The 15087-nt window shown below is 39.9% G+C and carries 12 protein-coding genes; 7 read left to right on the top strand and 5 right to left on the bottom strand.

Annotated features, from left to right (window positions below):
- The first annotated feature begins 3 nt into the window (after positions 1 to 3).
- A complete protein-coding gene (locus tag HMPREF1519_RS03930) occupies positions 4 to 624 on the top strand; it encodes an SGNH/GDSL hydrolase family protein (RefSeq protein WP_022496632.1) in 621 nt (206 codons plus the stop codon).
- Positions 621 to 1472: a patatin-like phospholipase family protein gene (locus HMPREF1519_RS03925; protein ID WP_022496631.1), complete on the top strand. Its 852-nt coding sequence runs from the start codon at positions 621 to 623 to the stop codon at positions 1470 to 1472. The genes HMPREF1519_RS03930 and HMPREF1519_RS03925 overlap by 4 nt, the downstream gene beginning before the upstream one ends.
- 26 nt (positions 1473 to 1498) lie before the next feature.
- On the opposite strand, the gene HMPREF1519_RS03920 is transcribed toward HMPREF1519_RS03925, so the two are convergent.
- From HMPREF1519_RS03920 to HMPREF1519_RS03910, 3 genes are all read right to left on the bottom strand, one after another.
- A complete protein-coding gene (locus tag HMPREF1519_RS03920) occupies positions 1499 to 2839 on the bottom strand; it encodes a D-alanyl-D-alanine carboxypeptidase family protein (RefSeq protein WP_037611222.1) in 1341 nt (446 codons plus the stop codon).
- A gap of 187 nt (positions 2840 to 3026) precedes the next feature.
- Positions 3027 to 4373: a D-alanyl-D-alanine carboxypeptidase gene (locus HMPREF1519_RS03915; RefSeq protein ID WP_022496630.1), complete on the bottom strand. Its 1347-nt coding sequence runs from the start codon at positions 4371 to 4373 to the stop codon at positions 3027 to 3029.
- Positions 4374 to 4602: 229 nt separating this feature from the next.
- Positions 4603 to 5799, bottom strand: a complete 1197-nt coding sequence (locus HMPREF1519_RS03910) for a cation diffusion facilitator family transporter (RefSeq protein WP_037611221.1) — start codon at positions 5797 to 5799, stop codon at positions 4603 to 4605.
- Positions 5800 to 6012: 213 nt separating this feature from the next.
- Between HMPREF1519_RS03910 and HMPREF1519_RS03905 the strand changes: the two genes are divergently transcribed.
- From HMPREF1519_RS03905 to HMPREF1519_RS03895, 3 genes are all read left to right on the top strand, one after another.
- The gene (locus tag HMPREF1519_RS03905; protein WP_037611220.1) at positions 6013 to 6666 is read left to right on the top strand and encodes a uracil-DNA glycosylase; all 654 of its coding nucleotides are present in this window, start codon (positions 6013 to 6015) and stop codon (positions 6664 to 6666) included.
- 19 nt (positions 6667 to 6685) lie between these two features.
- Positions 6686 to 7954 (top strand): dihydroorotase, encoded by a 1269-nt coding sequence (locus tag HMPREF1519_RS03900; RefSeq protein WP_037611219.1) that lies wholly within the window; start codon positions 6686 to 6688, stop codon positions 7952 to 7954.
- 75 nt (positions 7955 to 8029) lie between these two features.
- A complete protein-coding gene (locus tag HMPREF1519_RS03895; RefSeq protein WP_037611218.1) occupies positions 8030 to 9967 on the top strand; it encodes a DUF2207 domain-containing protein in 1938 nt (645 codons plus the stop codon).
- Between the two features lie 167 nt (positions 9968 to 10134).
- On the opposite strand, the gene HMPREF1519_RS03890 is transcribed toward HMPREF1519_RS03895, so the two are convergent.
- Both HMPREF1519_RS03890 and HMPREF1519_RS03885 read right to left on the bottom strand, forming a co-directional pair.
- A complete protein-coding gene (locus tag HMPREF1519_RS03890; protein WP_037611217.1) occupies positions 10135 to 11424 on the bottom strand; it encodes a hypothetical protein in 1290 nt (429 codons plus the stop codon).
- Positions 11414 to 12676: a hypothetical protein gene (locus tag HMPREF1519_RS03885; protein ID WP_022496624.1), complete on the bottom strand. Its 1263-nt coding sequence runs from the start codon at positions 12674 to 12676 to the stop codon at positions 11414 to 11416. Before HMPREF1519_RS03885 ends, HMPREF1519_RS03890 begins: the two co-directional genes overlap by 11 nt.
- A gap of 180 nt (positions 12677 to 12856) precedes the next feature.
- Here HMPREF1519_RS03885 and HMPREF1519_RS03880 point away from each other — a divergent pair, with 180 nt between their 5' ends.
- Both HMPREF1519_RS03880 and HMPREF1519_RS03875 read left to right on the top strand, forming a co-directional pair.
- On the top strand, positions 12857 to 13828 hold the full coding sequence (locus HMPREF1519_RS03880) for a thiamine pyrophosphate-dependent dehydrogenase E1 component subunit alpha (protein ID WP_022496623.1): 972 nt from the start codon (positions 12857 to 12859) through the stop codon (positions 13826 to 13828).
- 24 nt (positions 13829 to 13852) lie between these two features.
- On the top strand, positions 13853 to 14851 hold the full coding sequence (locus HMPREF1519_RS03875) for an alpha-ketoacid dehydrogenase subunit beta (RefSeq protein ID WP_022496622.1): 999 nt from the start codon (positions 13853 to 13855) through the stop codon (positions 14849 to 14851).
- Positions 14852 to 15087 lie beyond the last annotated feature (236 nt).

Below are 15087 nucleotides of genomic sequence, written 5' to 3'. Positions count from 1 at the left end.
AGTATGATTGAAACAACTAGGCCCGAGCTTGTGGCCTATCAAGAAGAGCGTTTAGCCAAATTTGTGAATGAAAATCAAAAGTTAGACAAAGGCCAAATTGTTTTTGCAGGGGACTCCATCACGGAGTTTTTTGCATTGAAAAAATACTTGGGTCGAGATTTTCCCTTGGTAAACCGTGGGATTGCAGGAACAGACTCGGTTTGGCTTTTAGAACACCTTAAAGAGCAAGTTTTAGATTTGGAACCCAGTAAATTGGTACTCTTGATTGGTATTAACGACATCGGAAGGGGCTACCCCATTCGAGATATCGTCAATCGTATTTCCGATATTATCATGACAGTTCGTCAGGAATCTCTCCTTACTGAGATCTATTTGCTGAGTGTCTTTCCGGTTAGTGAAAAATCACAATATGCTTCTAAGGTTAAGATTCGAAATAATGCGACTGTCCGTGAACTGAATCAACAATTGGCTGTTCTCCCTGGTGTGACCTATGTTGATCTTTATGATTACCTGACAGATGCCCAAGGACAGTTAAATGACACTTACACAACGGATGGTTTACACTTGAGTCCACAAGGTTATCAAGTCCTAGCAGAACCAATCAAGAAGGAGATTTTAGAATGAAGGTAGGCTTAGTCCTTGAAGGCGGAGGCATGCGTGGCTTATACACTGCTGGTGTTTTAGATGCTTTTTTAGAAGCTGGAATCAAAGTAGACGGCGTCGTATCAGTATCAGCTGGAGCGCTTTTTGGTGTTAATTATCTTTCTAACCAGCCCAAAAGAGCCCTCCGCTACAACAAACGATTCATGGGAGACCGTCGCTACATGAGTTTCTGGTCATGGCTGACAACTGGGAACTTTGTAAATAAGGAGTTCTCCTATTATAAGGTTCCTATGGAGTTAGACGTTTTTGATCAGGAGGCCTTTGCGGAGTCGGGTGTTCCCTTCTATGTGGTTACTACAGATATTGAGACCGGCAAACCAGACTATATCAAGATTGATCATGTCTTTGAGCAAATGGAAGCCCTTCGTGCAAGTTCCGCCCTGCCTTTGGTTTCTGAAATTGTCGAGTACAAGGGCAAACGCTACATGGATGGTGGACTGTCTGATAGTCTTCCCATTGATTTTATGGAGAATTTGGGCTTTGACAAACTTATTGTCGTTCTGACGCGTCCTAAGGGTTATCGTAAAGAGCCATCTAAAACGAGTAAGCGAATCTACAAGCTCTTTTACCGCAAATATCCTGAATTTGTCCAAGTAGCATCAAATCGCCATATCCATTACAATAAGAGTATTGAAAAGATTGAGGCTTGGGAACAAACTGGCAATCTTTATGCCATTCGTCCAGAGCATGCGCTTGAAGTTGGTCGATTGGAGAAGGATCCTGAAAAATTTGAGGCCATCTATCAAGAGGGATTGGAACAAATGCGAAATGAGATGTCTCATCTCAAAACATTTCTTGGAGACAACTAAAAACGTGCTCGGTTGAGCACGTTCTTTTAGTTATTGATTTGTCGAGCTTGACGGCGTTCTTTGACTTTTTGACGACGCTTTTTCTCATTGATAAAAATTAAGTAGAGCACGTAAAGTGGTAATAAGAGGAAGCAGAACAAGGCAAAATGTTTCATAAAGTTATGCTTATTGCTTGTTTGTTTCTCTTTTTGACCTCCAGAAAAAAGGAAGAAGCCAGTTTTAGTTGCCTTGACAGTACTTGCTTTAATCTTAGGTGACACTGTTTTCAAACCATTATCGACAAGGACATAATCATTTTTAACACTAATCTTAGGCTCTTGTCCTTTTTTGACTGTGGCATAGACATCTTTTTGGACATCGTATTTTTCACCATCAATCTTTTGTTTGCCCTTGCTTAGGACTTTCTTGTAGGAATAGTCTTTAAACATTTTCTCAATAAGGGAGTTACCGAAGGCATGACGGATTTTTTCGCTACTTTCATCTTCCCAGTTTCCAACGCCCAGGATAACTGAAATGACACGCTGATTACCTCGTTTGCATGTGGAGATGTAGTTGTAATCTCCTCGAGGACTTGAGCCTGTTTTTAAGCCATCGACTCCTTTGAGGCCATAATCAGCACCAGGCAAGGAGTAGTTGTAATTTTCAAAGGTTTCCTCGTAAGGTGTTCCTTTTTTGACAGTTACTGTCTGTTGGCTAGTGTATTTGAGGATTTCAGGGTGATGTTTGATAAGGTTATAAGCCATGATGGACAAATCACGAGCTGTCGTCTGGTTAGAGTGGTTATTATCATATCGTTTAGGCGTGTAGTAGCCTTTGTAAGATGCCGCCCCAGCTCCAGAGGCATTGTACCATTTAGTGTTTGTCATGCCGAGCTCTTTAGACTTTTCGTTCATGCGATCAATCCACTTGTCAGGATCGTTATCACTGAGATAGTTGGCAAGCATGACTGTCGCTGCATTTGAAGAGGGAACAGCTGTCATAGTGATAAGTTCCGAAACCGTGTATTTAACTCCAGAAACAATCTTGTTGTTTGAGATTTCGTAGATATTAGCAATAGCCTCATCGGTTGGTTTGGCTGTAATCACGGTGTCTTCTTTGATTTCTCCCTTTGACAAAGCATCAAAAACCAAGTAGAGAGACATGGCCTTACTCATGGAAGCAGGATCACGTACTTCATCAATGTTATCTTGCCAAAGGATATCACCAGTATTGGCATCAATCAAAAGTGATGATTTAGGTCTATAGGTCTCGGTGGCTTCCTTGTAGCCCGCTTTTTGTGCTATATCTACCAGTTGGTCAGCGGATGACAGACTGGGAGCTAAAGCCAGACTAGCTACCAGGAAGAGTCCTAACAATTTCTTTTTCAAAATAATCTCCTTAGTAACAATGTTTATATGCTCTCTTAAAAGGCATCCTTTAATCTATTTTTGTTATATGTGTGTTAAAAAGTCATACTTGACTATTATAGCATAGTTTTGGGTGGTTTTATCAGTATTCTTGGGGGACTCCCTTTAATAGAGTATAAAAAAAAACGTGTCATGGACACGCTTTCTTTTATTTATTGATTTGTCTTGCTTGTCGACGTTCTTTGACTCTTTGACGACGTCCTTTTTCATTAAGGTAAATCAAGTAGAGGAGACCAACTGGGATAAGGCATAGCAACCAGAAATAAACGGGGAGTTGGCCATTATTCGTTGCTTTAGTAGCCTTTTTATCTTTTTGGTTACTTCCAAAATCGAACCATCCCTTAACTTTTGTAGCCTTAACAGAAGTAGCCTTGATATTAGGTGATACTGTCTTCAGACCATTATCAATGACAATGTGATCATCTTTAACAGAGATTTTAGGGTCTTTGCCTTTTTTGACTGTGGCGTAGACATCTTTTTCGACAGTGTACTTTTTACCGTCGATTTCTTGTTCACCCTTGCTAAGAACTTTCTTGTAAGAGAAGTCTTTATACATTTTCTCAACGAGGGCATTACCAAAGGTATGACGGATTTCTTCACCTGTTTGGTCAGACCAATCACCAGAACCCATGATGACAGCAATCATACGTTGATCACCACGCTTGATAGTATCAATATAGTTGAAGGCACCTTCTGGGCTTGATCCTGTCTTCAACCCATCAACCCCATCAATTCCGTATTTAGCTCCTGGAATAGAGTAGTTATAAGTTTCGAAGGTTTCCTCGTAAGGTGTTCCCTTTTTAACTGTGACAACAGGTTTGCTAGTGTACTTGAGAATTTCTGGGTATTTCTTGATGAAGTTATAGGTCATGATAGCCAAATCACGCGCAGTTGTTTGGTTGGTTTGGTTGTTATCATAACGTTGAGGACTGTAGTAACCTTTGAAGGCAACAGCAACGGCACCAGAAGCGTTAAACCATTTGGTATTGGTCATCCCTAGCTCTTTAGATTTTTCATTCATCATGTCAAGCCATTTATCAGGATCATTATTGGTCAAGTAGTTGGCCAGCATCACGGTTGTAACGTTAGAGGAAGGCACCGCCGTCATAGTGATGAGTTCTGAAACCGTATAATCAACACCCGCAACAATCTTGTTGTTGGAAATTTCGTAAATATCGGCAATAGCTTGGTCGGTTGGAGTAGCTGTGATAACAGTATCTTCAGAAATCTCTCCTTTAGACATAGCTTCAAAGACCAAATAAAGTGTCATGGCCTTAGACATAGAAGCAGGGTCACGCACCTCATCAGCATTTTCTTCCCAGAGGACATCTCCGGTATTGCCATCAATTAAGAGGGTTGATTTGGGACGATAGGCCTCAGTGGCTTCAGTATAACCAGCAGCGCGTGTGATATCCATCAATTCGTCTGCACTAGACAAACTCGGTGCTAGGGCTAGACAAGCTGCTAAAAGGACGGCGACAATTTTCTTTTTCACAATGTGTCTCCTTTAATATCTATGGGGTTCTGTATCTGGCAGAACCTATTTCTATCTATTAATAACATTTGCCTGTCAAAACCCTAAATTCAGTAGTGACAAACACTTTCATTATAACATATAAAAGTTAGAGTTTTCCTAACATTCGGCATTTTAATGTAATTTTTAGAATTGATTAAATGTTACCCAAATATAGTTGGAAACAGAAAAAAACGAGCTTACTTGCTCGTTACTTTTCATCTTTTATCATTGTCACTTGGTGGTAAATCAGAAACCAGGTTTCATTTCGACGCCAGATACTAGTGTGGAAATCTCCTCCCAACTCATAACTAATTAATTTCGTTTTTTGACTAACAGATGTCATCTTGAAGCTGTCAAAGTTATTGAGAAGTGGTTGTTGATTAGCAATGACTTCTTCACGAGTGTGATGATGACCATTTTCATCGATTAAGTAGAAGTCAGGTGCCAAGAGATTTTCATAGTCAGGAATTTTTGACAGAATAATCTTTTCATTGCGAGAGAGTTTGTGAAGGACATTGCCATAAATTTCGTCTTCAGGAATGGCAGCGGGTTCTACGTGGACATCAGTGTCATAAACAGAGAAACGCTTGCTGAGGACCTCCTCGATTTGTTCGGTAATGGCATGACTCTCGTAAACAGAGAGGTCAGGATTCATCTCAACCACAATATCAAGATAGACGTTGCTGCCATAAGAACGGCCACGTTGTTTCTTAACTTTAGTGACTTTTGGAATCTCAAGAATGGCTTTTTCATAGGCCTTGAGGTTTCTCTCGTCGAAACCGTCTGACAAACTAAAGGTTGCTTCCATGAAGATATCATAGGCTGTCTTTAGGATGAAGAAGGTAATGATAATGGCAGTAATATAGTCAATAATCGTCAGGTTGAAGGATGCTGCAACGATAGCGACTGAGGTACCAATAGAAGTTACAGCATCGGAGAGATTGTCCTTGGCAGCAGCAATCAAAGCACTAGATTTTAGCTTTTTAGCAAGTCTTTTATTGTAAAAGTAAACGCCACACATGACGATAGCAGACAGGATACCAACAGTGGCACCAAGTGGATCAACCACAGTTTCCTCTCTTAGAAAAATCTTTCGGACAGTTTGAATCAGGACCTGGAAACCTACCACGAACATGATAAAGGAAGTGACTAGACTTGATAAGTCTTCAATCTTCCAATGACCAAACCTATGATCTGCATCAGCTGGTTGACTAGCTAGGTGCAATCCAATGAGTAGGGCTACGTTCCCCAAAATATCTGACAAGTTATTGAAACCATCGGCAATCAAAGAGCTAGAGTTTAAAAAGTGTCCAGCTAAAAGTTTTGCAATGGTAAGAAGAACGTAGGCAGCAATACTGACAATAGGACCTCGTCTGGCTGCTCTTAAATTTTCATACGTAGTCATAGGATTACCTTTTCTCTTAAAATACAAGTTTAAATTATAGCATAAAACTATAACGAGTTAAAGGTTGTAAGCCCTTTAAACTTGTGGATTCATTCATTTTTAAAACTTTATAGAAAATGCCTAGTAATCAGGGTGTTTTTTCAGTATTTTCCGAATATTCCCTACAAATTATGGTATAATTTAGGGTGTAGAACAGTCTAAAAAGAGGTTTTTATGGAACATTCGACATGGCACAAGCTTCTGAAAGAGGAACTGCCAGATCATTATTTTTCAAAGATAAATCAGTTTATGGATCAGGTTTATAGTCAGGGAACGGTTTATCCGCCACGTGACAAGGTTTTTAATGCCTTGTTGGAGACCCCATTTGAAGAAGTGCGGGTGGTAATTCTTGGTCAGGACCCTTATCATGGGCCTCATCAAGCACAGGGACTATCCTTCTCAGTACCTGATAGCCTTCCTGCTCCCCCGTCTTTGAAAAATATTCTCAAGGAGTTAGAGGAAGATTTGGGTTCTAGACCCTTTCATGATTTAACTTCATGGGCTGAGCAGGGGGTGCTCTTGCTTAATGCCTGTCTGACGGTTCCCGCTGGTCAAGCAAATGGGCACGCCGGTCAGGTTTGGGAACCATTTACAGATGCTGTGATTAAGGTCCTCAATCAAAAGGATACTCCTGTTGTCTTTATACTTTGGGGTGGCTATGCTCGTAAGAAGAAGGCACTGGTGACCAATCCAAAGCATGCCATTATAGAGAGTGCCCATCCGAGTCCCTTGTCGGCCTATCGTGGTTTTTTTGGCAGCAAGCCTTTTTCAAAAGCCAATGCCTACCTTGTATCTCAAGGCCAATCCCCAATTGATTGGTTGAAGTAAAATAGAAAGTTGGAAGATTATGTTACTGATTAAAAATGGTCGTGTTGTAGACCCTAAGTCTGGTTTGGATACGCAAGCTGATGTTCTCGTTGGTGGTAAAAAAGTCGTTAAGATTGCCGAAAACATCGAAGCTGGAGATGCTCAAGTCATCGATGCGACTGGACTTGTGGTTGCTCCTGGTTTGGTGGATATCCATGTTCATTTCCGTGAGCCAGGTCAAACCCACAAAGAAGACATTCATACTGGTGCCTTGGCAGCGGCTGCAGGTGGTTTTACAACAGTTGTCATGATGGCTAATACTAATCCAACGATTTCAGACAAGGAAACCTTGGAGGAGGTCTTGACTTCAGCAGCTAAGGAAAATATCCATGTTAAGTCTGTTGCGACCATTACAAAGAATTTTGATGGTGAAAATATCACTGATTTCAAGGGCTTACTTGAAGCAGGTGCTGTCGGATTCTCGGATGATGGTATTCCATTGACCAATGCTGGTATTGTCAAAAAGGCCATGGAGCTAGCTAAAGAGAATAATACCTTCATCAGTCTTCACGAGGAGGATCCAGATCTTAATGGCATTCTCGGTTTCAATGAAAATATTGCTAAAAAAGAATTCCATATTTGTGGGGCAACTGGTGTAGCTGAGTACAGTATGATTGCGCGTGATGTCATGATTGCTTATGATACACAAGCACATGTTCATATTCAACACTTGTCAAAAGCAGAATCTGTAAAAGTGGTTGAATTTGCTCAAAAACTTGGAGCTCAAGTTACTGCCGAAGTGGCACCGCAGCATTTCTCTAAGACTGAAGACCTCTTGCTCTCAAAAGGTGCTAATGCCAAGATGAACCCACCACTTCGTTTGGAATCTGACCGTCAGGCTGTTATCGAAGGGCTGAAATCTGGAGTTATCTCAGTCATCGCCACAGACCATGCGCCACACCATGCCGATGAAAAGAATGTCGATGATGTGACTAAAGCACCATCAGGAATGACTGGTCTTGAAACGTCTCTATCTCTTGGATTGACCTACTTGGTTGATGCAGGTCACTTAAGCTTGACTGAACTCTTGAAAGTAATGACTAGCAACCCATCTGATCTTTATGGCTTCGATGCCGGTTATTTGGCTGAAAATGGACCAGCTGACCTTGTAATCTTTGCGGACAAAGAAAATCGTCAGGTCACAGCAGACTTTAAGTCTAAAGCAGCCAATTCACCATTTGTGGGCGAAGAGCTTACGGGTAGTGTTAAATATACTATCTGTGACGGTGAGATTGTTTATCAAGCCTAAATAAGGGATCAGAGCAGGGCACATCGAGACACTTGGTGTTGCACCTGCTTTTTTAGTCCTTGAAGGAGCAAAATGATGAAAAAGATACTAAAAGGTCTTGTTAAATATGTTACTTTAACTGTTCTGTTAGTCTGTTTTCTGCCATTGTCTTTGCAGCACGTTAAAGCTGATGAGGTAGAGTATAGTCTGCCTTCCTATGTTGGTCACCTTTCAATTCAAGATGATGGTAATGCGACGTTTACGCAGGAAGTGACTTATGATTTTGATAGTGATTATAAAGGTCAGTATGTAACCTTGGGGAAAATTGGTGGTTATTCTATTATGGATGATCCCAAGGTTTCAGCAACCGTAAATGGGATAGAAAAAACAGATATTACAGTTGAAAAAACAGACTCCTATGAAGGTGTTAAACTCAAAGTTTATAATTCAGGTTCAGATGGTGATAGGGTTGTCCTCAAAGTTACTTGGCAAATCCAACACCTGTTGAATCTATATTCAGATATTGCAGTTTTAAATTGGTTTCCTATCTCTGATTGGGATAAAGGATTTGGACAGATTGATTTCACAGTTGATGGTCTGGATGCAAGTCAAGGAGAGCTTTACGCTCACGCTGGCTATTTTGGAAAAGATCCACAGGTTAAGCGTACTTCTACAGGTTATCAGGTTCATGTAGACAATTTACCAGCATCAGGTAAATTGGAATTACACGCCTACTGGCCGATGACCAGTGCTTTACGAGAAAATAATCAGGCTTACTTATTAAATAAGACGAATAAGGCAGACTTTCTAAAAAAAGAAGCAGATATCAAGAAATCTAAAGAAAACTTTCGACGCATTTTTTATGTCATCTTACCACTTGTAATCTTAAGCTTTGTTCTTATTGGTATTTTCTGTTACCTCATTGTTCTTTATAGCACTAGGATGCCTTCTTTCCCTCGAGATGCCCGTCTTTATGAAGCCCCTCAAGATTTAGCACCTTTGGTCCTAGCCAAGAATGTTTATAATCAGTCGTTCGACAAAACAGGTCTAAAAGAAGAAACGGATCCTCTGAAGTTTAAATATATGGTGCAAGCTACCATCCTTGATTTGATTGATAGAGGTCATCTCACCTATAGACAAGAAGGTGATAGTAATATTCTGACACGTATTAAAAAGGAGGGGCTCTCTTCATTTGAAGTGTCTTTCTTGGATATGTTGTTTGATGGTCGCATGGAAATTAGAGATACGGAAATGTTCTCGCGCTATTATCTTGATAAAGATGGCTTAGAAAAACAATTTAAGAGTGCTAGAACAAGCTATGAGCGTGAAGCAATACGTTCCCAAGGAAAACGTGTCAAATATCAATTCACTAATGACGGCTATCAAGTAGCAAAAGGCGTAGAAAAAGAGGAATTTGCGCTTGGACTTCCTAAAATTTATAGAGATTTTAGTCCGAAAGAAAAGACATTTAACATATTGGGAGTAGCAGCTTTGATACTTTCAATGGTGCTTTGTATTCTTTCAACCTTGTTCTTATTTGCTGCCTTTGGATCAGGACTAGGTTTTTACTATATTCTTGGCCTTCTACCTATAGCAGGAGTTACCATTTTATTCTGGTACTTAGTGAAAAGACGTCGTCAGAGATGTCTTGATGCAACTCAAATTTCAACCTATTACCAGTGGCATAGCTTTAAAAATATGATTAAGAGTATTCCTAGTTTTAAAGAATCCGAACTAGAATCTGTCATCCTTTGGAATCGTATCTTGGTTTATGCGACACTCTATGGACAGGCGAAAAAAGTTAGTGATGTCCTAAAACGTTACAACATTCACCTCAGCAATCCATCTCTAGATGAGTTTACTTATTCAGCAGCACCATTTATCATGATGAATAATGTCAATTATCTAGAATCTTATGTTTCTGCCTCAGATAGCGTAAGTAGCTTCTCTATCAATTCGAACAGTGGTAGTGGCGGCTTTGGAGGCGGTGGCTTCTCTGGTGGTGGCGGAGGTGGCGGAGGCGGTGCCTTCTAAGCTACACTAGTCGGACTTTACTATTAATAGAGACACTCAGTCCATATGATTTTGGGTGTCTTTTTGTTTGTCGAGGAATTACCTTCGCTCAAAAATGTCAGGAAGTTTTAGTGTGAAGAGATAAAAAGCAACAAAAAAAGAGCCGGTGGCTCTTTTTCAATATCATCTTAATAACCAGGTTCAAAGATTTCAATTATTTGAGTCAGATAACCTGCATGTAAACCGATGCGATAGTCAACATTTGGCAAAGTCTTAACCAACTCATTCAGTTCTTTATCTTTGCTAACCTTATCAGCCAAAACTGGCAATTCAACGACAAGGAGTTGCGAGTGATCTAGTTGGAGGTAACTACTGTTGACCTTGATGTCAGGACGAAGTAGTTTAAATATCGCTTTATCCGAAGCTTGGAGCAGTTGATATAAATCTAAGTCAGGTAAAGGAATCTCACCAAACTGAGGACTTATATTAATGGAAATATCGACATGTGACGCTCTCATTTCCAAAATACGATTTGAAAGAAAACTTGCTATTATTGGATTGCTAAGTCTATCCAAGTGTTCTTGAGTCTCTGGATTACCAATACTAGCATTGTCCGTTTTATAAATTTCAAGTAGACTCGTAGCTTTTGCAGTATCTTCATTTTCCAAGGCAAGAGAAACGTCCTTGAGATTTTTTTTGAATAGGTCGAAGGATTTTTGCTTTTGCGTGATAATTTGGATAAAGGATTTGCTGTAGTTAGTCATAGTACCCAACAATTTATGGCGTTCTTTGTTCAGCCTATCAATAGATTGTTGGTGGATAGCCTGGTTCCAATTGTAAAAATCCCATAGTAGTAGAGCAATGTTTAGAACCAAGATAACAGACCTATTAGCATTGACCTTGAAAATTATTTCAAATAAATTTTTAGGATCATTAGTTGTCGTAAGGATACTGTTAAGACCATGGATAACAGTAAAGAAGACATAATAGACAGCTAGGAAGGCAGTGCTTCGCAACCAGTTACGTCTAGCCCAAACTTCGTCAAGACTACTCATCTGATTTAGGTCTATGGCGAAGATTTTAAGCGTTAGGAAAATGATTAATGGAGCTAAGATGTAGGTCAAGATATGTAAGTTAGTATCGAGAGTAACATCACCTTTGATATGTAAGATGTGAGGGAGGATGACAAGTGAAAGTAGTCGTGTTGCCATATCAAAAAGGATAGTTGGATAAAAGGCGTATAGCAATCGATGATAGAAAGAACGCTCTTTTACAAGGGCCAAATCAGCAACAAGGAAGAAAAGAGGGTCTACAACGATTTTTACGAGATTAAAATAGGATGCTGCAGCTACGTAGGACAAAAATAGAAGTAAGAGGTGTCCTCGTTGTGGTTTAACCTTAGACATAGTCTGGTAGAGGTACCAAATAGAAATGAAACTAACAGCCTGTAAGAGAGGATTGATAATATTAGTAATCATTGTAACCTCCTTTTGTCATGTCAATCTCGATTTGTAAGCGGTAAATACCAGTCCGTGTATTAGAAACAATGTTAACGTTTGGATAAGTGGATAGGATCCTATTGACGCGTTTCAGTTCGGGATCAGAGAAATCAGAGGTAATAGCTGAATCTTCTTTAGTGCTTGAACTTTCAACGACAAAGTGTTGACTATCCTCGTCTTTAAAATAAGCATAGCTAAGATATTTCTGTTCGCTATCTTGTGCTTGGTCAATGACGTGATCCAATATCGTTGATAGGACATATACCCAATCTAAAGGATAAATAGGATAAACGGTAATGGGTTCTGGAACCTCCATACTAACCCAAACATCCAATTCTTTTGCCTTTAGAAATTTAGCTTCAAAGAGGACTCGCAAATCAGGGAGTTTAATATTTTCAAGTTTATCTCGATAAAAATGATCAATCTTCTTATCTAACGGATTCGGAGTCAGCAAGTAGTCAATTAACTCCTGAGCCTCCTCGTTTTGTTGGAAACGGATGATATCGTAGAGATTTTCAGCTTCGTCTTTGATGAAGAGTTCTTGGCTAGTTTTTTTCTGGTACCAAGTATTGATGTTCTGGCTTGATTTTTGAAGAAGCAGAGAATGTTCCTCTTGAGCTGCTTGTGTTTGTGCACTGAGGTCCTTTCTATAGAGATTAACCTGTCCAGATAGAATCAGAGCTGTAATAATAAGAAAGGCAATGGTAAAGTGAATGTCTGTTGAAAGAAGTTCAGAAGCAAAGTAAATAATGGCTAGAGCACAAAGAGCAACAGAGGTTGATTTGTACCATGGTCTTGCTTTGTCAATTTGCATCATTCGAGAGTAGTCCACTTGAAGAAGGGCATTTTGAGCGAACCATAGCAAAAACGCAAGCAAAAGAATAAATGGACCAGCAAAATAATAATCTAGGACAGAAGGGAAAAAGATTGGAATAATCAGGAAAATGACCAGTCTCACCATTAAGGCAAATGTGAAAGGTATGAAGGAAGTCTCCAAAATGGTATGTCTCAGATTTTTGTAGGATTTGTTAGCTAGAAAGAGCACAAGTGCAATAAAACCAGATTTTGGAAAGTAAATACCAAAATAACTAGAGGCAAAAATGGCTAAACCTGCTAAAATAAGAATCCAGTATCTTAAAGGCCTTTTCGTAGTTACCTTGAAGATAACAATTTGTAAAATAAAAGCTATACATGCCGTAAGCCCGTGAACGATGACGTCACTCAATATCAAATATTCTCCTATTCGGGTAAAATCTATACAATTATATCATAATGCGCTAAAAAAAAGCATACGGATTGCCTATAAGTGATAAGGTTGTAAGGCTTTTCATTTTTCAAGCATATTTCTTGCTCATTAAGTTTTTTTAACCTATCCTAGATGTATAGAAAAATTTCGATAGAGGAGATCGATATGGTAAAACTTTCTAAAGAGACACATCTTGAGATGTTCACTAAAATGGAACGTATTCGTGAATTTGATTCACGTATTAATAAATTGGTTCGTCGTGGTTTTGTTCAAGGGATGACTCACTTTTCAGTTGGTGAGGAAGCAGCCAACGTTGGTGCTGTTCAACACTTGAGCTATGACGATATCTTCTTTTCAAATCACCGTGGTCACGGACAATCTATCGCCCAAGACATGGATTTGAATAAAATGATGGCAGAACTTGCTGGTAAGGCAACCGGTGTTTCTAAGGGCCGTGGTGGTTCTATGCACTTGGCTGACTTTGAAAAAGGTAACTATGGTACTAACGGTATCGTTGGTGGTGGTTACGCTCTTGCCGTAGGTGCAGCCCTCACTCAGCAATACAAAGAAACAGGAAACATTGTTGTGGCTTTCTCTGGAGATGGCGCAACTAACGAAGGTTCATTCCATGAGTCAGTCAATATGGCAGCTACTTGGAAATTACCTGTTATCTTCTTTATCATCAATAACCGTTATGGTATCTCAATGGATATTCATAAAGCTACAAACACACCTCACCTTTATACACGTGCGGAAGCTTATGGTATTCCTGGTTTCTACTGTGAAGATGGTAACGATGTCTTGGCTGTATATGAAACAATGGGCAAGGCTGTTGAGCATGTCCGTGGTGGCAACGGTCCTGCTATCGTTGAGGTAGAATCTTACCGTTGGTTCGGTCACTCGACTGCCGATGCGGGTGTTTACCGTACTAAGGAAGAAGTTGACGAGTGGAAGAACAATAACGATCCTATTATTAAATACCGTGACTATCTCGTTGCTGAAAATATCGCAAGCGCTGAAGAGTTAGATGCTATCCAAGGCCAAGTTAAGGCAGAGGTTGATGCAGCTTATGAGTTCGCCCAAAATAGCCCAGATCCAGAACTTTCAGTTGCCTTTGAAGATGTATGGGTAGACTAAAGAGAAAGGTTGAGGAATACAAGTATGAGTGAAACAAAATTGATGGCCTTGCGTGAGGCAGTAAACCTTGCTATGAGCGAGGAAATGCGTAAAGACGAAAATATCTTCCTTATGGGTGAAGATGTTGGTATCTATGGTGGTGACTTCGGTACATCAGTTGGTATGTTGGCAGAGTTTGGTGAAAAACGTGTTAGAGATACACCAATTTCAGAGGCTGCTATCGCTGGTGCAGCTGTTGGGTCTGCTATTACAGGTCTTCGTCCAATCGTTGACTTGACTTTCATGGACTTCATCACGATTGCCCTTGACGCTATCGTTAATAATGGCGCAAAAAATAACTACATGTTTGGTGGTGGTTTGAAGACTCCTGTAACCTTCCGTGTGGCATCTGGTTCAGGGATTGGTTCTGCGGCACAGCACTCACAATCTCTTGAGTCATGGTTGACTCACATTCCAGGGATTAAAGTGGTTGCTCCAGGTAATGCTAACGATGCTAAAGGTCTTTTGAAATCTGCTATTCAAGATAATAACATTGTTATTTTCATGGAACCAAAAGCACTTTACGGTAAAAAAGAGGAAGTAACACAAGATCCTGATTTCTACATTCCACTTGGAAAAGGTGAAATCAAGCGTGAAGGAACTGACCTTACTATTGTCACATATGGTCGTATGTTGGAACGTGTTCTTAAGGCTGCTGAAGAAGTGGCTGAACAAGGTATCAATGTTGAGGTTGTTGACCCACGTACGCTTATCCCACTTGATAAGGAATTGATTTTCGAGTCAGTTAAGAAGACTGGTAAACTTATGTTGGTCAATGATGCTTATAAGACTGGTGGATTCATCGGTGAGATTGCTGCTATGGTTACAGAAAGTGAAGCATTTGATTACCTTGACCACCCAATTGTACGTTTGGCAAGTGAAGATGTGCCTGTACCTTATGCGCGTGTCTTGGAACAAGCGGTTCTTCCAGATGTTGAAAAGATTAAGGCTGCTATTATCAAGATGGCCAATAAAGGAAACTAACTTTCTAGCGACGGTTAAGTGATATTTCTCGCTAGTAAAATGTGTTTCTTGTTTTAACTGTGGGAGTATCGGAAATTATAATTTAAAGTAGAAAGGAGAGGGCGTTAAAGCGTTTGAGTCGATTTGAACTCGAACGAAATGCTTCGGAATTTAGATAGTTTTACTTGTGTGCAAGCACACTAACGTAAAACTCCTAAAATTCTGTCGCATTTTAGCGTTCTTAGTATCATAAAATA

This window comes from Streptococcus sp. SR4 (assembly GCF_000517725.1).
Taxonomy (GTDB): domain Bacteria; phylum Bacillota; class Bacilli; order Lactobacillales; family Streptococcaceae; genus Streptococcus; species Streptococcus salivarius_F.
Note: the sequence above shows the minus strand (reverse complement) of the source record. Positions and strands in the feature narration are given on the sequence as shown.

What these genes read in the sequence shown, in the direction of transcription:
- HMPREF1519_RS03910 (WP_037611221.1), bottom strand. Translation starts at nt 5,799, where the DNA reads ATGACTACGTATGAAAATTTAAGAGCAGCCAGACGAGGTCCTATTGTC.
- HMPREF1519_RS03875 (WP_022496622.1), top strand. Translation starts at nt 13,853, where the DNA reads ATGAGTGAAACAAAATTGATGGCCTTGCGTGAGGCAGTAAACCTTGCT.
- HMPREF1519_RS03930 (WP_022496632.1), top strand. Translation starts at nt 4, where the DNA reads ATGATTGAAACAACTAGGCCCGAGCTTGTGGCCTATCAAGAAGAGCGT.
- HMPREF1519_RS03895 (WP_037611218.1), top strand. Translation starts at nt 8,030, where the DNA reads ATGAAAAAGATACTAAAAGGTCTTGTTAAATATGTTACTTTAACTGTT.
- HMPREF1519_RS03900 (WP_037611219.1), top strand. Translation starts at nt 6,686, where the DNA reads ATGTTACTGATTAAAAATGGTCGTGTTGTAGACCCTAAGTCTGGTTTG.
- HMPREF1519_RS03905 (WP_037611220.1), top strand. Translation starts at nt 6,013, where the DNA reads ATGGAACATTCGACATGGCACAAGCTTCTGAAAGAGGAACTGCCAGAT.
- HMPREF1519_RS03925 (WP_022496631.1), top strand. Translation starts at nt 621, where the DNA reads ATGAAGGTAGGCTTAGTCCTTGAAGGCGGAGGCATGCGTGGCTTATAC.
- HMPREF1519_RS03890 (WP_037611217.1), bottom strand. Translation starts at nt 11,424, where the DNA reads ATGATTACTAATATTATCAATCCTCTCTTACAGGCTGTTAGTTTCATT.
- HMPREF1519_RS03880 (WP_022496623.1), top strand. Translation starts at nt 12,857, where the DNA reads ATGGTAAAACTTTCTAAAGAGACACATCTTGAGATGTTCACTAAAATG.